This is a genomic window from uncultured Sphingosinicella sp. (genome assembly GCF_963974575.1).
Classification (GTDB): domain Bacteria; phylum Pseudomonadota; class Alphaproteobacteria; order Sphingomonadales; family Sphingomonadaceae; genus Sphingosinicella.
Genome location: NZ_CAXBBQ010000002.1, coordinates 1 through 20617, shown reverse-complemented (window position 1 = coordinate 20617; position 20617 = coordinate 1). Strand labels below are relative to the sequence as shown.

20 protein-coding genes are annotated in these 20617 nt (G+C 64.8%); 16 read left to right on the top strand and 4 right to left on the bottom strand.

All coding sequences use genetic code 11. The annotated features are described in order from the left end of the window. Nucleotides 1-342: a DMT family protein gene (locus AAC014_RS03185; RefSeq protein ID WP_339704028.1), complete on the bottom strand. Its 342-nt coding sequence runs from the start codon at nucleotides 340-342 to the stop codon at nucleotides 1-3. 151 nt (nucleotides 343-493) lie between these two features. On the opposite strand from AAC014_RS03185, the gene AAC014_RS03180 reads away from it, so the two are divergent. The 5 genes from AAC014_RS03180 to AAC014_RS03160 all read left to right on the top strand — a co-directional run bounded on the left by AAC014_RS03180 (nucleotide 494) and on the right by AAC014_RS03160 (nucleotide 6975). After that, complete coding sequence (locus tag AAC014_RS03180; RefSeq protein WP_339704026.1) at nucleotides 494-889, top strand: glycine zipper 2TM domain-containing protein; 396 nt, start codon at nucleotides 494-496, stop codon at nucleotides 887-889. Between the two features lie 71 nt (nucleotides 890-960). Beyond that, the gene (locus AAC014_RS03175; protein ID WP_339704024.1) at nucleotides 961-1500 is read left to right on the top strand and encodes a hypothetical protein; all 540 of its coding nucleotides are present in this window, start codon (nucleotides 961-963) and stop codon (nucleotides 1498-1500) included. 127 nt (nucleotides 1501-1627) lie between these two features. Continuing rightward, nucleotides 1628-1873 (top strand): hypothetical protein, encoded by a 246-nt coding sequence (locus AAC014_RS03170; protein WP_339704022.1) that lies wholly within the window; start codon nucleotides 1628-1630, stop codon nucleotides 1871-1873. Between the two features lie 163 nt (nucleotides 1874-2036). Continuing rightward, nucleotides 2037-4946 carry a TonB-dependent receptor gene (locus AAC014_RS03165; protein ID WP_339704020.1) on the top strand — a complete coding sequence of 970 codons (2910 nt, stop codon included), beginning with the start codon at nucleotides 2037-2039 and terminating at the stop codon, nucleotides 4944-4946. Between the two features lie 28 nt (nucleotides 4947-4974). Continuing rightward, entirely contained in the window at nucleotides 4975-6975 is a 2001-nt protein-coding gene (locus tag AAC014_RS03160) for a S9 family peptidase (RefSeq protein ID WP_339704018.1), read from the top strand. Between the two features lies 1 nt (nucleotide 6976). On the opposite strand, the gene AAC014_RS03155 is transcribed toward AAC014_RS03160, so the two are convergent. Then, nucleotides 6977-7789, bottom strand: coding sequence for an alpha/beta hydrolase (locus tag AAC014_RS03155; RefSeq protein WP_339704016.1), 813 nt, complete (start codon nucleotides 7787-7789; stop codon nucleotides 6977-6979). A 125-nt stretch (nucleotides 7790-7914) separates the two neighbouring features. On the opposite strand from AAC014_RS03155, the gene AAC014_RS03150 reads away from it, so the two are divergent. The 11 genes from AAC014_RS03150 to AAC014_RS03100 are packed head-to-tail and all read left to right on the top strand — an operon-like array spanning nucleotide 7915 to nucleotide 19027. After that, nucleotides 7915-10206, top strand: a complete 2292-nt coding sequence (locus AAC014_RS03150; RefSeq protein ID WP_339704014.1) for a bifunctional salicylyl-CoA 5-hydroxylase/oxidoreductase — start codon at nucleotides 7915-7917, stop codon at nucleotides 10204-10206. Beyond that, entirely contained in the window at nucleotides 10203-10949 is a 747-nt protein-coding gene (locus AAC014_RS03145; RefSeq protein WP_339704012.1) for an SDR family NAD(P)-dependent oxidoreductase, read from the top strand. The genes AAC014_RS03150 and AAC014_RS03145 overlap by 4 nt, the downstream gene beginning before the upstream one ends. After that, nucleotides 10943-11407, top strand: a complete 465-nt coding sequence (locus AAC014_RS03140; protein WP_339704010.1) for a MarR family transcriptional regulator — start codon at nucleotides 10943-10945, stop codon at nucleotides 11405-11407. Before AAC014_RS03145 ends, AAC014_RS03140 begins: the two co-directional genes overlap by 7 nt. A gap of 5 nt (nucleotides 11408-11412) precedes the next feature. Further along, entirely contained in the window at nucleotides 11413-12216 is an 804-nt protein-coding gene (locus AAC014_RS03135) for an enoyl-CoA hydratase family protein (RefSeq protein WP_339705325.1), read from the top strand. After that, on the top strand, nucleotides 12216-13367 hold the full coding sequence (locus AAC014_RS03130) for an acyl-CoA dehydrogenase family protein (protein WP_339704008.1): 1152 nt from the start codon (nucleotides 12216-12218) through the stop codon (nucleotides 13365-13367). The genes AAC014_RS03135 and AAC014_RS03130 overlap by 1 nt, the downstream gene beginning before the upstream one ends. Then, nucleotides 13364-14980, top strand: coding sequence for an AMP-binding protein (locus AAC014_RS03125; protein ID WP_339704006.1), 1617 nt, complete (start codon nucleotides 13364-13366; stop codon nucleotides 14978-14980). The genes AAC014_RS03130 and AAC014_RS03125 overlap by 4 nt, the downstream gene beginning before the upstream one ends. Nucleotides 14981-14988: 8 nt before the next feature. Further along, a complete protein-coding gene (kynU, locus tag AAC014_RS03120; RefSeq protein ID WP_339704004.1) occupies nucleotides 14989-16182 on the top strand; it encodes a kynureninase in 1194 nt (397 codons plus the stop codon). Beyond that, nucleotides 16179-17024: a tryptophan 2,3-dioxygenase gene (gene kynA, locus AAC014_RS03115; protein WP_339704002.1), complete on the top strand. Its 846-nt coding sequence runs from the start codon at nucleotides 16179-16181 to the stop codon at nucleotides 17022-17024. The genes kynU and kynA overlap by 4 nt, the downstream gene beginning before the upstream one ends. A 12-nt stretch (nucleotides 17025-17036) precedes the next feature. After that, complete coding sequence (locus tag AAC014_RS03110) at nucleotides 17037-18212, top strand: acyl-CoA dehydrogenase (RefSeq protein ID WP_339704000.1); 1176 nt, start codon at nucleotides 17037-17039, stop codon at nucleotides 18210-18212. Nucleotides 18213-18222: 10 nt separating this feature from the next. After that, on the top strand, nucleotides 18223-18639 hold the full coding sequence (locus AAC014_RS03105) for a thioesterase family protein (protein WP_339703998.1): 417 nt from the start codon (nucleotides 18223-18225) through the stop codon (nucleotides 18637-18639). Next, on the top strand, nucleotides 18632-19027 hold the full coding sequence (locus AAC014_RS03100; RefSeq protein WP_339703996.1) for a RidA family protein: 396 nt from the start codon (nucleotides 18632-18634) through the stop codon (nucleotides 19025-19027). Before AAC014_RS03105 ends, AAC014_RS03100 begins: the two co-directional genes overlap by 8 nt. A gap of 4 nt (nucleotides 19028-19031) precedes the next feature. Here AAC014_RS03100 and AAC014_RS03095 read toward each other — a convergent pair whose 3' ends face one another. Both AAC014_RS03095 and AAC014_RS03090 read right to left on the bottom strand, forming a co-directional pair. Beyond that, nucleotides 19032-19898: a sigma-70 family RNA polymerase sigma factor gene (locus AAC014_RS03095; RefSeq protein ID WP_339703994.1), complete on the bottom strand. Its 867-nt coding sequence runs from the start codon at nucleotides 19896-19898 to the stop codon at nucleotides 19032-19034. Next, a complete protein-coding gene (locus tag AAC014_RS03090) occupies nucleotides 19885-20346 on the bottom strand; it encodes a carboxymuconolactone decarboxylase family protein (protein WP_339703992.1) in 462 nt (153 codons plus the stop codon). Before AAC014_RS03090 ends, AAC014_RS03095 begins: the two co-directional genes overlap by 14 nt. Nucleotides 20347-20617: the final 271 nt, after the last annotated feature.

Genomic DNA, 20617 nt, shown 5'->3' with positions numbered 1-20617 from the left:
TTACCGGCCGACGAACAGGAAGCCGACCGCCGCCATGATGCAGCCGAAGGCGGCGAAGTGGCGCCAGTGCAGCGGCTCGCCGAGGTACGTCACCATGAACACGCCGAAGATGGTGAGCGCGATCGCCTCCTGCGCGATCTTCAGCTGCCCCGGCGTCCATCCCGCGGCGGCGCCGATACGGTTCGCAGGGACCGCGAGCGCATATTCGAAGAAGGCGATGCCCCAGCTGATCAGGATGATCACGAACATCGGCTTCGCCCCCGCCGCGCCGGCTTTCAGGTGCCAGTACCACGCGAAGGTCATCAGGATGTTCGAAAGGGTGAGGAGGACGATCGTCTGCATGGATGCACGTCTTAGCGCGCGCGCGGGCGGCCCGCCACGGCTGTTCAGCTATCCGAAAGCGTTCCGTCGCATGGTGTGTGGGGAGCCGTTTGCCTGCTCCTGCGTTGAGCAGCCGAAGCGAACGCTTCATTGATAAGGTTTGGAGAGGTTTATGAAAAAGGTCGTATTCGCCGCAGTCGCGGCTTCGCTGATCCCGCTTGCTGGTGTGTGGTCGGCTCCGGCGCTTGCCGATCCGCCGCACTGGGCGCCCGCGCATGGAAAGCGCGCCAAGGATCGGGATCGCTGGTATCCGGATGATTACTACCGCAAGGGCAACTATCGCGAGCGTCGCCTCAGCCGTGACGAGGAGATCTATCGCGGTCGCGACGGGCGCTATTACTGCAAGCGCAAGGACGGCACGACCGGCCTCATCATCGGCGGCGTGGCGGGCGGCGTGCTCGGCCACGAGATCGCTCCGGGCGGCTCCAAGACCGTGGGCGCCGTGCTCGGCGCGGTCGCGGGCGGCCTCCTCGGCAAGAGCCTGGACGACGGCATCAAATGCCGCTGAGCTGATGGAATAACAAGGCTTCCGCTCCGGCAGGCATTTGATAATGTGCCTGCCGGACAGGAGGTATTCTCATGACGAAACAGGGATTTATCGCGGGCGCCGCGCTGCTCGCGCTCACGGCGTGCGGCGGCAACGACGCAAGCGAAGCCTCGAAGGGAGAGGGCAAGGAGATCGCCAGCGGCAGCGTTGCGACCGAAGACGGCGAGGCGCAATACAGCGTGCGTCAGGACGGCGATACGTCCACCGTCACCGTTACCGGACCCGATGGGCAAACCGGCAAGTTCATGAGCGGGGAGGGCGCCGCTGACTTCCTTCCCGATTTCGCGCCGCTCTATCCGGGGGCGAAGGTCGTCGGCGGTGCGGGCGGCGACTCGAACACGGGCAAGGGCGGCATGGTCAACTTCGAAACCGGTGATGCGCCCGAAAAGGTGGTCGCCTGGTACAAGGCGCAGGCCGAGAAGGCGGGGCTCAAGATCGCGGGCGAGATGACGACGCCCGAGATGCGCATGGTCGCTGCGGAGGACAAGGCGGGCGGGCGCAGCCTGCAGGTCCATGCCTCGGCGAAGGAAGGCGGCGGAAGCACAGCGAGCCTGATCGCAGGGACGCAGTAGAAATGATAACAGGCCCGTAAGGTTAACCATCAAAGTTTGGATGTTAACCGCGTTCGGCAAGACCTCGTTAGGTATTGAGGCCGCTAATGGGTGCCGGGTCAAGAAAATGCTCGGGAGTCTAGGGGCCATGGACAAGGTTGAACTCGCTGACGCGGTGTATGCCCGCGTCTTCCCTATGATCATCATTATCTGCGCCGTTGTCGGCACTGCCAGCTTCGCGCTGCAAAATTATTCACAGGCCGTGTGCGCCTTTCTCGCGATCGGTCTCGCGATGAAGCTGAACGGCATCATAGAGCGCCGCCGTTTCGAACGCTCGGAACGTCTCGCGGCCCTCGGTTGGAACCGCGCGCGGAACCCGCTCGGTTCATTCTGATACTCCGTCCGAAGTTCGGTCGCGCCACTCCCGATCCCGCTCGGGGGTGGCGCCTTCCGTTTACGAATTGGACAATTGACTAACTACAGAGGCTGCGACATCCTCCGCTCCGAGAAGTTCGGGAAGAACGCCGGAAACCGGCAAAAGGGTGGGAGCAGCAGCTATGAAGACGATCACCGGCTTTGCCGTCCTGATGGCGACAACCGCATGGAGCGCGCAGACTTTTGCGCAGCAGGCAGGCGAGCAGGCGGACACCGCCGAAGCGGAAGTCGCCGAAACCATCATCATCACGGGCACGCGCATCAGCCGCCCCGAGCTTGACTTCGCAAACCCCGTCACCACGCTCTCCGCCGAAGCCATCGCCCAGTCCGGCAAGACCAATATCGCGGATTTCCTGACGCAGAGTCCCGCCCTCGTGGGGTCGCAGACCGGAAGCCTCACTGGTGGCTCTGAGTCGGATTTCGGCGAGGCGGGCCTTAACCTCCTCGATCTCAGGAACCTCGGTACCGACCGCACGCTGGTGCTGGTGGACGGTCGCCGCCATGTGTCCGCGCTCGCGGGTTCGGCGGCGGTGGACATCAACGCGATCCCGACCGACCTCATCGAAGCGGTCGATGTACTGACCGGCGGCGCGTCGGCGATCTACGGCGCCGATGGCGTGTCGGGCGTCGTCAACTTCCGGTTGAAGCGCGATTTCGAAGGCATCACCGCGCGCGGCCAGATCGGCATTTCGCAGCGCGGCGACGGCGGCAACCGCTACGGAGCGATCACCGCCGGCACCAATTTCTCGGAAGGCCGAGGCAACATCGCTGCCGCCTATGAATACAACAAGCAGGACCGGCTGAACGAACTGCGCCGCGCGCGGCTGCGGAATCCGCGCGCCGCCGGCCTTTATCGCAACCAGGCTGACTTGCCTGACGATCCCAACGTGCCGGACTATATCCCCTATAACGACGTTCGTTACGCGGACACCGCGCGCATGGGCGCTGTCGATGTCGATTTCGACTATGCGTCTGACTTCGAGGGCGACGGTGATATCTATGACCGTGGCCTCGTGCTGGAGGAATCCGGCGGCTACGCGCAGGGTGGTTCGAGCACGCCGGTGGATGGCTACCAGGGCGACGTCCTGCCGGGCCTTGAACGCCACCTCGTCAACGTCCTTGGCCGCTATGAATTCAGCGACGCTTTCACGCTGTTTGCCGAGGGCAAGTACGTCCGCAGCAAGGCGTGGACGCAGCAGCAGCCCACTTACGATTTCTACCTGTTCCAGACGGCCGAAAACCCCTTCATGCCGGATTCGATCCGCAATGCGATCGTGCCCGGTGCGGCGGCGGCGGCATTTGAAGACCCCGATATGCCGGACGGTGTATGGGTCACGCGCGACAATTTCGATCTCGGCATCAATTTCGAGGAAAACGTTCGCCAGACACTGCGCGGCGTTATCGGTGCCAGCGGCAGTTTCAGCGAGCACCTGAAATACGAGGTGTCATACGTCTACGGCCAGACGAAGACGCGCACGTTCAGCCAGGGCAACCGGCTGGAGGCCGAATGGCAGGCAGCGATCGACGTTGTTTCCGATCCCGACACGGGCGCGCCGATCTGCCGGACGATGCTCGATCCCGATAATCCCTTCCCGAACTGCGTACCTTACAACATCTTCGGCGAGTACGTGCGCGATCCGGCAGCGATCGGCTTCGTGACGACCGATAGCCTCAGCCGTGCGAAGGTGACCCAGCACGTCGTCTCGGGCTCCATTTCGGGTGACACCGGCGCGTTCTTCAATCTCCCGGGCGGGGCAGTTGGCTTCGCTTTCGGCGCCGAATATCGCAAGGAGAAGAGCACGTTTGATCCTGACCCGGTAATCCGCGATGGCCTGACGTGGTACGGTGCGATTCAGCCGTCGAACGGCCGCTTCGACGTGAAAGAGGTGTTCGCTGAGATCAACCTGCCCCTGCTAAAGGATGTGCCGGGCGCGCATCTGCTGTCGGTCGGCGGCGCCATCCGGCTTTCCGACTACAGCACGGTCGGTTCCACGACGACGTGGAAGGTGGACGGCGTCTACGCACCGATTCCCGACGTCTCGTTCCGCGCGACCTATTCGCAGGCGGTGCGCGCGCCGAACATTGCCGAGCTGTTCGCGCCGGAAAGCTCCTCGTTCAATTTCATCGTCGATCCGTGCGACACGCAGGAGCTGAACAACGGCACCTCCACGCGCGAGGCGAACTGTGCGGCGCTGATCGGCGCGCTCGGCATCGATCCGACGACGTTCAGCCCGACGAGCGACCCCAGCTCGTCACTTTTTACCGAGGGTTTGAGCGGCGGCAACCCCGACCTTCAGGAGGAAACCGCGAAGACATGGACGGCGGGCGTGGTGCTTCGCCCGCGTTTCCTGCCTGGCTTCAGCGTTTCGGCGGATTGGTACGACATCAAGATCAAGAACGCGATCAACACGCCGCAGGCGGAAGAGCTTGCCGAGCTGTGCGTTGATCAACCTACGCTCGACAATCCGTTCTGCTCGGCGATCACGCGTGATCCCGACACGGGCTTCATCACCGGTTTCACCTCGCGGCCCGACAACGTTGCGCAGTTCCGCACTGCTGGTCTTGACGTCACACTCGCGTACCGAATCCGTACGGATACCGCAGGAACGTTCAACGTGGCGCTCACCGGTAATTATCTCGACCGTCTGGAGTACGTGGCGACGCCGGGGGCTGAGGTCGATTCCGACCGTGACGAGGCGCTCGCCTATGCACCGCGCTATTCGGCGACGCTCGACCTCACGTGGAACAAGGGGCCGATGACGATCGCGTACGGCATCTCCTGGTTCGACAAGACCCGTCGCTTCACGACCGAGGATCTCGCGGGAGACCCCGATTACACCGATCCCAAATATTTCTGGGCGAAGCAGAAGTGGGAGCACGAAGTGCAGCTCAGCTACGACATCGGCGAACGCTTCAGCATCTACGGCGGCGTCAACAACCTGTTCGACGAGAAGCCGGCGTTCAACTTCACATCTTACCCCGTCTCCGCGATGGGGCGCTATTTCTACATGGGTGCGACGGTTTCGTTCTGAGCGCAGCAGCATGAGAGGGGCAGGGGTTATGTACCGGATTCTGGGCGGTTTCTTGCTGCTGGCATCGTCCAGCCTTGCTTCAGCGGCCCCCTCCGCCGTGGTGCCGGAGGATTATTACCGGCTCACGGATGTCAGCGAGCCCACCTTCGCGCCCGATGGCGGCACGGTCGCCTACACGGTCTCGACCCCCGATCAGGCGCGCGATGAAAAGACGAGCGACCTGTGGACTGTGCCGTGGAAGGGCGGAGCCGCTAAACCGCTCACCAGCACCCCGGAGGTGAGCGAATACAGCCCGCGCTACACGCCCGATGGCAAGACGATCGTGTTCCTCAGCGATGCCGGCAAGAAGCCGGCGGGCGAGGAGGAAGAGGATGACAGCGACCAGCTCTGGACGATGCCGGCCGCAGGCGGCGCAGGGAAGCGCATTTCCAGCCTCCCCGGCGGGATCAGCGACTACGATCTGTCTCCCGACGGCAAATACGCCGTCGTCGTCGCGGAAGTCGGCAAGGCGGTTGGCAGCAAGGCGAAGAACCCGCCGCCCATCGAAACCGAGCGCTTCTTTTTCAAAGAGGACGGTCGCGGCTATCTCGATGACCGCACGCAGCAGCTTTTCATTGTGGACCTCGAAACGGGCGCGGCGCGGCAGCTGACGCGCGGTGCGCGCGATCATTGGCGCCCCGCATGGTCGCCCGATGGAAAACTTATCGCCTACACCGCGAAGGACCACGGCGAGACCGACAAGACGCTCAACACCGAAATCTACGTGCAGTCCCCCGAAGGCGGCGAGCCGCGCAAGCTCAGCCCCACCGAGAACGCGGATGACGATCCGGATTGGATCGCGGGCGTCTCCTGGTCGCCGGATTCGAAGCGGATCGTGTGGCTCGAAGGCATGGAGGACAAGTGGCTCTACTACGGCACGCCGCACCTTGCCGTTGCCGACGTGACGACAGGCGCGGTGACGCGTCCCGCGAAGCTCGACCTCTGGTTCTACTACCCGCGCTTCGCGCCGGATGGGTCGATCCTCACGCAGATCGAGGGTGACCGGGACACGTGGCTGGCGCGCGTGGACACGAAGAGCGGCAAGATCAGCTATCTCACCAAGGGCACCCGCTTCGCCTATGACTATGCCGTTGCGAATGACGGACGCATCGCCATCCTCGAAAGCACGAATGAAAAGCCTGCCGAGCTTTTCGCGCTGGAAAAGGCTGGAGCCCGACCGCTCACCGACCATAATCCGTGGCTGAAGGACCGCGCGCTCGGTGAGACGCGTGACGTCAGCTTCAAGAGCGGCGATGCTGAAATCCACGGATTTTACGTGCTGCCGCCGGATTATGACCCGGCGAAGCGCTATCCGCTGATCGCGGATCTCCATGGCGGTCCCGTGTACCAGCACAGCCACGAGTTCGATCTCGACGCGCGCGCGCTAGCCGCAGAGGGCTATGTCGTGCTCAAGATCAATCCGCGCGGCTCATCGGGGCGCGGCTTCGATTTCTCGCGCGCGATCTATGCCGATTGGGGCAATGTCGATGCGCAGGACATCAGCGCGGGCATCACCAATGCGATCGAAACCGGCATCGCAGACCCCAACCGCATCGGCGCGGGCGGCTGGAGCTACGGCGGCATCCTCACCGGCTACATGATCGCCTACGACAAGCGCATCAAGGCGGCCGTGGCGGGCGCCGGCGTCTCCAACATCTTCGCGACGTGGGGCGTCGACATGTACCAGCGCGAGTACATCCTCGAACTCGGCACGCCGTGGGAGAATTTCGACACATGGAAGAAGCTCGCCTACCCGTTCTTCGAGCCCGAACGCATCACAGCAGCGACCTTGTTCCAGTGCGCGGATGCCGATGACAACGTGCCGTGCCCGGGTGCCGAGCAGATGTATCTGACGCTGAAGACGCGGGGCATCCCGACCAAGCTCATCGTCTATCCGGGCGAGAACCACAGCCTCACCGTGCCGAGCTACCTTGCGCACCGCATCCGTGCCAACATCGACTGGTACGACCGCTGGATGAAGGCCGACTGAGCTATTCGCAGAGCAGCGTGCGTGTCAGCAGGTGATCGGGGTCTTCGAGACCGTCGATGATGTTGAAGTGGTGGCGACCCGCTTCCTCCACGAGCGCCGTGGCGGCGCCGAGCCCGGTCCAGATGTTGGCGAGAAGCGCCGACTGGCGCCGGAACTCGGGGCGTTCCTCCGCGCCGACCCAGCAGGTGACGCGCGCGCCGGGGAGCGGAGCGAGCAGGGCAGGGCTTTCGGCGGCAGCCTCCGCATCGTCGATGTGGAGCGTATCGTTCATTTCCGTTCGCATCAGCGGCCGCAGGTCGGCGAGCGCCGAGATCGGCACGGTATGGGCGACGCGTGCTGCAATCTCTGGCAGCAGCGGCGAGGAGGCTGAGGCCATGCGCGCGGCCAGATGTCCACCCGCCGAGTGGCCGGTGATGAAGATCGGGCCGCTTATGCGCGCCGCGGCTGCAGCGATCGCGGCGCCGACTTCGCGCGTGATGCCGCCGATGTGGTTGTCCGGACAGAGTGTGTAGGACGGCATCGCCACGGCGAAACCGCGCGCGAGCGGCCCCCGCGACAGGTGCGACCAGTAGCTCTTGTCGAGTGCGAGCCAATAGCCCCCGTGGATGAAGACAGCGAGGCCGCGCGGCGTGCCCTCGGGCAGGAACAGGTCGTAGCGATTGCGGGCCGCGTCGCCATAGGAAAGGTCCAGAATCGCGCGCGCGCCGCACGCGTCGCGCCAGCGCCGGGAGGGTTCGACCCATGCGTCCGGCCAGCGATCGCCGCCCACGATGTGCGCGGCGTTGGCGTAAGCGTCATCCCAGTCGGTGATCATGTCCACTCCTGTTCAGGTTTGCGCACAATGCGCGACCCAAAAAATATTTCAACCCTGAAACTTTAGGCTTGAAATAATGAAGTCGCCATGTCAGCCTCCGACTCATCGACAAGGGAGGTCATCCGATGGATGTGGCTATACTCGGCGGCGGACCCGCGGGGCTTTATTTCGCGATCAGCATGAAGCTGCGCGATCCGGCGCATCGCATCACGGTGATCGAACGCAATCGACCGGATGACACGTTCGGCTGGGGCGTCGTGCTTTCCGACGAGACGCTCGACAACCTCGCCGCGAACGATCCCGTCAGCGCTGCCGCAATCCGCGAGCATTTCGCCTATTGGGACGACATCGCCGTCGTCCACAAGGGCGTGCGCACGGTTTCGACCGGTCACGGCTTCTGCGGTATCGGACGCAAGCAACTCCTGCTGCTGCTCCAGGCGCGCGCTCTGGAGCTCGGCGTCGAAATCCGCTTCGAAACCGAGGCCGAGCCGACGCAGGCCTACATGGACAAGTACGACCTCGTCGTTGCCGCGGACGGGCTCAACTCCCGCACGCGCACCGAGTTCGCCGACCATTTCCAGCCGAACATCGACGTGCGCAAATGCAAGTTCGTCTGGCTCGGCACGCACCAGAAGTTCGACGACGCGTTCACCTTCATCTTTGAAAAGACCGAACACGGCTGGGTGTGGGCGCACGCCTACCAGTTCGATGCCGATACCGCGACGTTCATCGTCGAGTGCACCGAAGACACGTGGGCGGCCTTCGGCTTCGGCGAGATGACGAAGGAAGAGTCGATCGCGACGTGCGAGCGCATCTTTGCAAAGCACCTCGGCGGGCATTCGTTGATGTCGAACGCGGCGCATGTGCGCGGTTCGGCGTGGATCAACTTCCCGCGCGTGCTCTGCGAGCGCTGGTCCTACCAGAACGTCGCGCTGCTCGGCGACGCGGCGGCAACCGCGCACTTCTCGATCGGTTCGGGCAGCAAGCTCGCGATGGAAAGCGCCGTGGCGCTCGCGGACTATATCCACAGCGAACCGACGCTGGCGGCGGCCTTCCAGAAGTATGAGGACGCGCGCCGTGTCGAGGTGTTGCGCCTGCAATCGGCAGCGCGCAACTCGATGGAATGGTTCGAGGAGGTGGAGCGCTACCTCGATCTCGATCCCGTGCAGTTCAACTATTCGCTGCTCACACGCTCGCAGCGCATCTCCCACGAGAATCTGCGCCTGCGTGATCGCGCGTGGCTCGATAGTGCGGAGATCTGGTTCCAGCAGCAAGCGGGCGCTGGAAACGTGCGCCGAGCGCCGATGTTCGCGCCTTTGAGCCTGCGCGGCATGACGCTGCAGAACCGTATCGTCGTCTCGCCGATGGCGCAGTATAAGGCGGTCGATGGCTGCCCCACCGACTGGCACTTTGTGCACTATGCCGAGCGCGCCAAGGGCGGTGCCGGCCTTGTGTTCATCGAGATGACCTGCGTCAGCCCCGAGGGCCGCATCACGCCCGGCTGCCCAGGCTTTTACGCGCCCGAGCACGAGGCGGCGTGGAAGCGGCTCGTCGATTTCGTTCATGCCGAAACTCACGCGAAGATCTGCGCGCAGCTCGGCCACTCCGGCCCAAAGGGTTCAACGCGGGTCGGCTGGGAAGAGATGGATGCACCGCTCCCCGCGGACAACTGGCCGCTGCTTGCCGCTTCTGCCGTGCCGTGGTCGGAGCGCAACACGGTGCCGAAGGCCATGGACAGTGCCGATATGGATCGGGTCCGCGACGAGTTCGTTGCGGCGGCCGAAATGGCGGACCGCGCCGGCTTTGACATGGTCGAGATACACGCCGCGCACGGCTATCTGCTCTCGTCGTTCATCAGCCCGCTCACCAACCGGCGCGAGGACGAATACGGCGGCAGCCTTGAAAACCGAATGCGCTATCCGCTGGAGGTGTTCCGCGCCGTCCGTGCCGTGTGGCCGGAAGAAAAGCCGATCTCTGTGCGTATCTCCGCGAACGACTGGGTCGGCGACGAAGGTGTGACGCCGGAAGAAGCCGTGCAGATCGCCGAAATCCTGAAGGACGCGGGCGTCGATATCTGCGACGTCTCTGCCGGGCAGACGTCGGTGCGCGCGAAGCCTGTCTACGGCCGCATGTTCCAGACGCCGTTCTCTGACCGTATCCGCAACGAGACCGGCATGGCGACGATGACTGTGGGTAACATCTACGAGCCCGACCACGCCAACTCGATCCTCATGGCGGGCCGCGCCGATCTCGTCTGCCTCGCACGCCCGCATCTTTCCGATCCCTACTGGACGCTGCACGCGGCGGCGACGCTCGGCGACAAGCAGACGGAATGGCCGAAGCCCTATCTCCCCGGGCGCGATCAGGCGTTCCGTCTCGCCGAGCGCGGGCCTGAGCAGATGACGGGCAAGGTATGATCGCAGGGCAAAGCGCTCTCGTCACGGGTGGTGGCACCGGCGCGGGCCGGGCCATCGCACTTGCGCTTGCGCAGGCTGGTGTTGACGTCACGATCTGCGGCCGCCGCCTCGCGCCACTGGAAACGGTGGCGCAGGAGAACGAACGCATAAGCGCCGTGCAGGCCGATGTGACCGACGAAGACGCGATGCGCGCGCTCCACGCGGCGCACGGCCCGTTCGACATCGTCGTTGCGAACGCCGGCGCGGCTGAAAGCGCCCCCGCGCACAAGGTGACGCAGGCGGATTGGCAGGCAGCACTCGCCGTGAATCTCACGGGCGCGTTCCTCACCGTGCAGCCTGCCATCGCGCCGATGGTGAAACGCCGCGCCGGGCGGATCATCTTCATCGCCTCCACGGCGGGTCTCAAGGGCTATGCCTATGTCGCGCCCTATGTAGCGGCGAAGCATGGCGTCGTCGGGCTGATGCGCGCGCTCGCGGCGGAGACGGCGAAATCGGGTGTCACGGTCAACGCCGTATGTCCCGGCTTCACGGAGACCGATCTCCTCGAAGAGTCGATCGAGCGCATCATGTCGACCACGGGCCGCAGCCGCGAAGACGCGCGTGCCAGCCTTGCCGCCACGAACCCGCAAGGCCGTTTCATAACGCCGGACGAGATCGCGGCCACCGTGCTGTGGCTCGCGAGCGAAGGCGCGGCGTCCGTCACCGGCCAGGCCATTTCCGTTTCGGGCGGCGAGACATGGTAAGCGCGCCGCTCACGGCTGGAGACGGGAAGGAGCGCGTCCGCCTCTGGCTGCGCCTGCTCCGCGCGACACGCCTGATCGAGGCGGAAATGCGCGAACGGCTGAAGGCGGAGTTCGATACGACACTGCCGCGCTTTGACGTCATGGCGGCGCTTGACCGCCAGCCCGGTGGCATGATGATGAGCGAGCTGTCGCGTTTCCTGCTCGTCTCCAACGGCAACGTCACCGGCATCGTCGACCGCCTGGTATCGGATGGATTGGTCGCCCGCACCGCACGCGACGGCGACCGCCGCGCCTTCATCGTCAAGCTGACGGAGGCGGGTGCCACACAGTTCAAGGCGATGGCCGCCGCGCATGAACGCTGGATCGACGCGCTCCTCGCCGACATCGACCCCGAAGAGGCCGCGCACCTTGCGGGCACACTCAGAACATTCCAGAGCAAGTGGGAGGGCGGACATTGACGCAGATGGCAGGATTGAAGCCGGAGCATTTCCTCTGGGAGGTCGAGGACCGCATCGCGCGCGTCCGGCTCGACCGGCCTGAGCGCAAGAACCCGCTGACCTTCGAGTCCTATGCCGAGCTGCGCGATACGTTCCGCGCGCTCGTCTATGCCGATGACGTTGACGCGGTAGCCTTCCTCCCCAACGGCGGCAATTTCTGCTCGGGCGGCGACGTGCACGACATCATCGGGCCGCTGGTCGCGATGGACATGAAGCAGCTGCTCGCCTTCACGCGCATGACCGGCGATCTCGTGAAGGCGATGATCCACTGCGGCAAGCCGATCATCGCGGCGGTGGATGGTGTCGCGGTGGGCGCGGGCGCGATCATCACCATGGCGTCGGACATCCGCATCGCCACGCCGCAGGCGAAGACGGCGTTCCTGTTCACGCGTGTCGGCCTTGCTGGATGCGACATGGGCGCGTGTGCGATCCTGCCGCGCATCATCGGGCAGGGGCGTGCGGCGGAGCTGCTTTACACGGGGCGCACGATGAGCGCCGAGGAAGGCGAGCGCTGGGGCTATTACAACCGGCTGGTGGCGGCGGAGACGCTGGAGGCGGATGCGCTGGAGATCGCGCGGCGCATCGTTTCCGGGCCGACCTTTGCGCATGGGATTACCAAGACGCAGCTCAACCACGAATGGTCGATGAGCCTCGACCAGGCGATCGAGGCCGAGGCGCAGGCGCAGGCCATCTGTATGCAGACGCGAGACTTCGAACGGGCTTACAAGGCGTTCGTGGCGAAGCAGACTCCGGTATTCGAGGGCGACTGATGGCGGACCGCAGCTTTCTGGATTGGCCGTTCTTCGAGGACCGGCATCGCGACTACGCCGAGCAGCTGGAGGCTTGGTGCCGGGAGAATTTGCCGATCGACCACAGCGACACAGACGCGGCGTGCCGCCGTCTTGTGGACATGTTGGGCGCAGGCGGCTGGCTGCTGGCGACGGCGGTGGATAGCGATACGCCTGCGCCGCTCGACGTGCGCACGCTGTGCATCACGCGCGAGACGCTGGCGCGGCATGACGGGCTGGCCGACTTCGCCTTTGCGATGCAGGGCCTAGGCACCGGGACGATCAGCCTGTTCGGCGATGCCGGACACCGCGAATGGCTGCGGAAGACGCGGGCGGGCAAGGCGATTTCCGCGTTCGCGCTTTCAGAGCCGCGCTCGGGCTCGGACGTCGCCAACATGGACATGGCGGCGCTGCGTGACGGCGACGACTATGTGCTTTCAGGCGAAAAGACGTGGATTTCGAACGGCGGCATTGCCGACGTCTACACGGTGTTCGCGCGGACGGGCGAAGCGCCCGGTGCCAAGGGCATTTCGGCTTTCGTCGTCGCGGCGGATACGCCGGGGCTGGAAATCGCCGAGCGCATCGACGTGATCGCGCCGCACCCGCTCGCGCGGCTGCGCTTCAATGACGTGCGCGTGCCTGCGTCAGCGCTCATCGGGAAACCCGGCGAAGGCTTCCGTATCGCCATGTCGGTGCTCGACGTGTTCCGCTCGACCGTGGGCGCGGCCGCGCTCGGCTTCGCGCGGCGTGCGCTGGAAGAGAGCATCAAGCGGACGGGCGAGCGCACACTCTTCGGTGCGCCGCTGTTCGACCTTCAGATGGTGCAGGGCCACATTGCGGACATGGCGCTCGACGTGGATGCGGCCGCGCTCCTCGTCTACCGCGCCGCGTGGACCAAGGACATGGGCGCACCGCGCGTGACGCGCGAAGCGGCGATGGCGAAACTCTACGCCACCGACCGCGCGCAATCCGTGATCGACAAAGCGGTACAGCTTCATGGCGGGGACGGCGTGCGCCACGGCCACATCGTCGAAAGCCTGTACCGGGAGATCCGGGCGCTTCGCATCTACGAAGGCGCATCGGACGTACAGAAGGTGGTGATTGCGCGTCAGGTGATGGGAGCGGGAGCATGATTTTGGGGCCGTCTGCCCATGTCGATACGTTTACGCGGGATAATCTGCCACCGTTCGCGGAATGGCCGGACCTGCTGCTCGACGGCTTCGAATACCCCGATTACCTGAATGCCGGCGTCGAACTCACGGACGCGATGGTCGTCAAGGGTTTCGGCGATCACACCGCGCTGATCGGCAACGGGCGCCGCCGCACCTACAAGGAACTGACCGACTGGTCGAACCGCATCGCGCACGCGCTTGTCGAAGACTACGGCATCAAGCCAGGCCACCGCGTGCTCATCCGTTCGGCGAACAACCCCGCGATGGTCGCGTGCTGGCTCGCCGCGACGAAGGCGGGCGCAGTTGTCGTCAACACCATGCCGATGCTGCGCGCGGGCGAGCTTTCGAAGATCGTCGACAAGGCCGAGATCAGCCTCGCGCTCTGCGACACGCGCCTGATGGACGAGATGGTGCTGTGCGCGAAGGACAGCCGCTTCCTGAAAGCGGTCGTCGGTTTCGACGGCACCGCCAACCACGATGCGGAACTTGATCGCGTCGCGCTTGGCAAGTCCGTAACATTCGAGGCGGTGAACACGGGACGCGACGACGTTGCCCTGCTGGGCTTCACCTCGGGCACCACGGGCGAGCCCAAGGCGACGATGCACTTCCACCGCGATCTTCTGATCATCGCGGACGCCTATGCGAAGGAAGTGCTCGGCGTGCGACCGGACGACATTTTCGTGGGTTCGCCGCCGCTCGCGTTCACCTTCGGCCTTGGCGGGCTCGCGATCTTCCCGCTGCGTTTCGGCGCCGCGGCGACGCTGCTCGAACATGCCTCCCCGCAAAGCATGATCGAGATCATCGAGACCTATAAGGCGACGATCAGTTTCACCGCGCCGACGGCCTACCGGATGATGCTCGCAGCGTTCGACGAGGGCGCGGACCTCTCCTCGCTGCGCATTGCCGTGTCTGCGGGCGAAACGCTGCCCGCGCCGGTGTTCGAGGACTGGGTGCGCAAGACCGGCAAGCCCATCCTCGACGGCATCGGCGCGACCGAGCTGCTGCATATCTTCATCTCCAATCGCCTGGATGACATGCACCCCGCCTGCACAGGGCGGCCGCTCACCGGCTATGAAGCGAAGATCGTCGACGAGGACATGAACGAACTGCCACGCGGCGAAATCGGACGGCTTGCCGTGCGCGGCCCCGTAGGCTGCCGCTACCTCGCCGACACGCGGCAGAAGAAGTACGTCAAAGACGGCTGGAACCTCACCGGCGACTCCTTCACGCAGGATGCGGAAGGCCGCTTCCACTTCGCGGCGCGGTCGGACGACATGATCATCTCGGCGGGCTACAATATCGCCGGGCCGGAGGTGGAAGCCGCACTGCTCAAGCATCCGCACGTGCTCGAATGTGCGGTGATCGGCGTTGCCGATGAGGCGCGCGGGCAGATCGTCGAGGCGCATGTCGTGCTGGTGGAGGGCCTCGCGCCCGACGACGATGTTGTGAAGGCCTTGCAGGACCACGTGAAGGCGACGATCGCGCCTTACAAATACCCGCGCTCGGTGCGGTTCACGGACGCGCTTCCCAAAACCGAGAGCGGCAAGATCCAGCGCTTCCGATTGAAGGCATAGAGACAAAAATGACCGATTTCAGCGCAACGCGCGCGAAGTTCCATATCCCCGACGGCATCATCTATCTCGACGGCAATTCTCTGGGTCCGCTGCCGATCGCCGCGAAGGCGCGCGCGGCGAAGGTGATCGAAGAGGAATGGGGTGGCGAGCTTATCAAGGGCTGGAACACCGCCGGATGGATGGTGCAGCCGCGCAAAGTGGGCGACCGTATCGCGCGGCTGATCGGCGCGCCCGAAGGCAGCGTCGTGATGGGCGATACGCTTTCGATCAAGGTCTATCAGGCGCTCGCCTCCGCGCTCGAAATGCGCCCCGACCGGCGCGTGATCGTGTCGGATAACGGCAATTTCCCGACCGACCTTTACATGGCGCAGGGCCTTATCGCGTCGCTAGGGCGGGGGCATGAACTGAAGGTCGTGGACCCTGAAGCCGTGGAAGCCGCGATCGACGAAAGCGTCGCTGCGCTGATGATCACCGAGGTCGACTACCGCACGGGTCGGAAGCACGACATGGCGAAGCTGATCGCCAAGGCGCACGCCGTTGGCGCTCTGGTAATCTGGGACCTCGCGCACTCGGCGGGGGCGATTCCTGTCGATCTGAAACGTGCGGGCGCGGACTTCGCGGTCGGCTGCACTTACAAGTATCTGAACGGCGGACCCGGCGCGCCCGCCTTCATCTACGTGGCGGCGGAACATGCGGACGCGGCGCGCCCTGCGCTTTCCGGCTGGATGGGCCACGAGGCGCCGTTCGCATTCGACCAGGATTATCGCCCCGGCAGTGGCATCGAGCGGATGCGGGTCGGCACGCCGCCAATCATCGCGCTTGCGGTCCTCGACGCCGCGCTCGACGCTTGGGAAGGCGTCGACATGGCGGACGTGCGCCGCAAGTCGGTCGAACTCTCCGAGCTGTTCATTCGCGAGGTCGAGGCGCGCTGTCCTGACCTCGTGCTGGCCTCGCCGCGCGACGGCGCGGTGCGCGGTAGCCAGGTGTCGTTCCGTCACCCGCAGGGCTACGCGATCATGCAGGCGCTGATCGCGCGTGGGCTTATCGGCGATTTCCGCGCGCCCGATGCGCTGCGGTTCGGTTTCACGCCGCTCTATATCGGCGAGGAGGAGGTACTCGGCGCGGTCTCCATCATGGAGGACGTGCTGAGCAAAAGGAGCTGGGACAAACCCGAATATCACAGAAGAGGACTTGTCACTTGACCAGCCAGCAACCCTATGACCCGGCCAAAGACGGCGCGCAGATGTCGTTCCGGGAACGTATGTCCTACAGCGACTATCTGTCGCTCGATCCGATCCTGAACGCGCAGAAGCCGCTTTCGACCGCGCACGACGAGATGCTGTTCATCATCCAGCATCAGACGTCGGAGCTTTGGATGAAGCTTGCGATCCACGAGGTGCGCGCTGCGATGGAGGCGGTGCGCGAAGGCCGCGTTTCGAACGCCTTCAAGATGCTGACGCGCGTGGCGCGCATCTTTGAGCAGCTGAACAGCGCATGGGACGTGCTGCGGACGATGACACCGAGCGAATACACCGAGTTTCGGGATTCACTCGGCCAGTCTTCGGGTTTCCAGTCCTACCAGTACCGGGCGATCGAATTCCTCGCCGGCAACCGCAACGCCGCAATGCTGAAACCGCACGCGCACCGGCCCGAGATCCTGGCGCAGCTCGAGGACATCCTCGCAAAACCGAGTCTTTACGACGAGGCGCTGCTCCTCCTCCAGCGCAGCGGCATCCCGATCGGCAAGGCGGATGCAGAGCGCACCGACTGGGCGAGCCCGCGCGCCGAGAGCCAGGATGTCGTTGAAGCCTGGAAGATCGTCTACCGCGCGCCGGAGAAACACTGGGCGCTTTACGAACTCGCCGAGAAACTCGTCGATTTCGAAGATTATTTCCGCCGCTGGCGCTTCAACCACGTAACGACCGTGGAACGCGTCATCGGCCTCAAGCGCGGCACGGGGGGCACCTCGGGTGTGTCCTACCTCCGCAAGATGCTTGAGGTGGAATTGTTCCCGGAACTCTGGAAAGTACGCACCGAACTCTAGTGGAGCACGACCTTGGCAATCTTCGATCCCTTTGACCCCTTCGGCCTTGAGCAGCAGCTCACCGAAGAAGAGCAGATGATCTCCGCAACCGCGCGCCGCTATGCCGAGGACCGGCTGGCGCCGCGCGTCGTCGAAGCCTTCCGGCACGAGAAGACCGATCCGGCGATCTTCCGCGAGATGGGCGAGCTTGGTCTGCTCGGCGCGACGATCTCGCCCGAGTATGGCGGCGCGGGCTTCGGCTATGTCGCTTATGGCCTCATCGCGCGCGAGGTCGAGGCGATCGACAGCGGCTATCGTTCGATGATGAGCGTGCAGTCTTCGCTGGTGATGGTGCCGATCGAGACGTTCGGTTCGGACGCGCAGAAGCAGAAGTATCTGCCGAAGCTCGCGCGCGGCGAATGGATCGGCTGCTTCGGTCTCACCGAGCCGGACCACGGCTCCGACCCCGGGTCGATGGCGACGCGCGCGAAGAGCGTGCCCGGCGGATACCGCCTTTCGGGCGCCAAGACGTGGATCACCAACGCGCCGATCGCCGACGTGTTCGTCGTGTGGGCGAAGACGGACGACGGCGCGATCCGCGGCTTCGTGCTCGAAAAGGGCATGGAAGGGCTTTCGGCCCCTGCGATCCACGGCAAGGTGGGCCTGCGCGCCTCGATCACCGGCCAGATCCTGATGGACGAGGTGTTCGTGCCTGAAGAGGCGATGTTCCCCGAGGTGCGCGGCCTGAAGGGGCCATTCACCTGCCTTAACTCGGCGCGGTTCGGCATTGCGTGGGGTGCGCTGGGGGCAGCGGAATCGTGCTACAAGACGGCGCGGCAATATACGATGGACCGCAAGCAATTCGGGCGTCCGCTCGCGGCGAACCAGCTCATCCAGAAGAAGCTTGCCGACATGGTGACCGACATTTCGCTCGGCTTCCAGGGCTGCCTGCGGCTTGGCCGCATGAAGGACGAGGGGCACCCGCCTGTCGAGCTGACCTCGATCCTGAAGCGCAACAGCTGCGGCAAGGCGCTCGATATCGCCCGCACCGCGCGCGACATGCTGGGCGGCAACGGCATTTCCGACGAGTTCGGCGTCGCGCGGCATCTCGTGAACCTTGAGGTGGTGAACACCTACGAGGGCACGCACGACGTCCACGCGCTCATCATCGGCCGCGCGATCACCGGCATCGCGGCCTTCGCGAACTAGGCGGCCCGTCATGGCGTTCACGACGGTTCGGCCCTTGCGGTTCGGGGACTGCGACCCTTCGGGGATCGCTTACTTCCCGTCCTATCTCAACCTGCTTGTCGGGGTGATGGAGGAGTTCTTCACCTCCATCGGCTCGCCGTGGCCGGTGATGATGGGCGAGCGCCGCATCTCCGTGCCGACCGTGCGGCTGGACATCACGTTCAGCTATCCGGGCGTACATGGCGACGTGCTTGAATTCGAAGTGGGCGTGAAACGCGTGGGCGGAAGCTCGCTGGATTTCCTGCACCGCATCACGTGTCGCGGCACGCTGCTCTGGTCCGCCGAGCAGCGCGTCGTTGCCACCGACACCGATACCCACCGCGCACGTCCCTGGCCGGACGACCTGCGCGCGGCCCTCGAACAGCATCTGGAGAGCGAGAATGTTTGAAACCCTGCAGCCCGAAGGCTGGGTGAAGCCGGTCGGCTACGCGAACGGTGTCGCCGCCGAAGGTACTTTGATCTTCGTGGGCGGCCAGATCGGCTGGAACGCGAACGCAGAGTTCGAGACGGACGATTTCGCGGCGCAGACGCGGCAGACGCTGGAAAACATCGTGGCGGTTCTGAAGGCGGGCGGGGCAGGGCCGGAGCACGTGACCTCGATGACGTGGTACGTGACCGACAAGGCCGAGTATCTCGCCAATCTGAAGGGCGTGGGCGCCGCCTACCGCGACACCATGGGCAAGAACTTCCCGGCGATGGCGCTGGTGCAGGTCGCGGCGCTCGTCGAGGACCGCGCGAAGGTGGAGATCCAGGCGTTCGCGGTAAAGCCGCGCTGAGGCTTCAATTTACGGGCAGCGCCTGCACGACGTGGCCGAGCTTGTCGGGATTGCGCACGATATAGATCGCGCTGATGCGGCCGTCCTCGATCGCGAGCGCGGTCGTCTGTAGCACGTCGCCGCGATCGAGGCTGACGAAGCCCGGAAGGCCGTCGATGCGCAGCGTACGCAGCAAGGTTGCGGCGCCGCCGAACTTGCGGAACAGGCTCGCATAGAGCCGGAGCACACGCGCGATGCCGCGGATCGGGTTGCGGAAGGCAAGGACGCGCCCGCCGCCGTCCGCATGGATCACGACGTTCTCGGCGAGCATCGCCTGCAGCGCGGCCGTGTCGCCATCGCGCGCCGCAGTGAAGAAGGCTTGCGCGATGCGTTCGGCCTCGCCGTCCTCGACCGTATAGCGCGATTTCGACTCCTGCACGTGCCGCCGGGCGCGCACGGCAAGCTGGCGCACCGCAGCCGCATCGCGGCCGAGCGTCGCCGCGACGTCGCCGAGGCTGACCTCGAACACGTCGTGGAGCAGGAAGGCGGCCCGTTCCAATGGTGAGAGGCGCTCAAGCGCGAGCATCAGCGTGAGCGTGACATCATCGGCGATGGATTCGGATTCGACTTCTAGCAGGGGTTCGGGGAGCCATGTCCCGAAATAGGTTTCGCGCCGTGCCCGCGCCGACTTCATACGGTCGAGGCAGAGGCGCGTGACGACGCGTGTCAGCCACGCGGGCGGCGAGTCGATGCCCGACGCTTCGGACCAACGCAGCCAGGCGTCCTGCACCACATCTTCGGCCTCCGCGACCGAGCCGAGCATCCGGTAGGCGAGGCGCAGCAGCCGGGGGCGCTGCGCCTCGAACAGGGCCGTGTTTTCAGGCTGCGTCACGGCGGAGCGCCGGGTGCGGGGCGCGGAAGCCGACCTGCAGGCGGTTCCATGTGTTGATGGAGCCGATGAGCAGCGTGAGGTTTACCTGCTCGGCCTCGCTGAATTCCGCCTTCACCGGCGCGTAGTCGGCGTCGGGCGCGCCGGTTTCGGAAAGCCGGGTCAGCGCTTCCGTCCAGCCGAGCGCAGCGCGCTCGCGGGGGGTGTAGAGCGTCGATTCGCGCCACGCATTCAGCATGTAGAGCCGCATCTCGTCCTCGCCCGCGCGGCGCAGGTCGGTGGAATGCATGTGGATGCAGAAGGCGCAGCCGTTGATCTGCGAAGCGCGCAGGCGCACCAGTTCCATAAGGCTCTGCTCAAGGCCGCTGGCCTTGAAGCTCTCTTCGAGCGCCATCATGGCCTTCACGGCTTCGGGGGCATAGCTGTGTGCGTTGTTCAGTCGGGCAGTCATGTCCGTTCTCCTTGGCGGCGCGCTCCATGCGCGCTTGCAGACATGACGAGACAGGCTCGGCGTGTGTGACATGCGGGGCAAAATTTATGCGTTTTCACCGCTTTTTTCAAAGTGCTTCGCAGTTCCGCGTCACTTGCGGTAAAATCCGGCAGATGCTTCTTGACAGCGCCCGGCCCCGCCAATAGGTACGCCCGGCTTTCGAAATACGAAGCAACGCGCGGGTGTAGCTCAGTTGGTTAGAGTGCCGGCCTGTCACGCCGGAGGTCGCGGG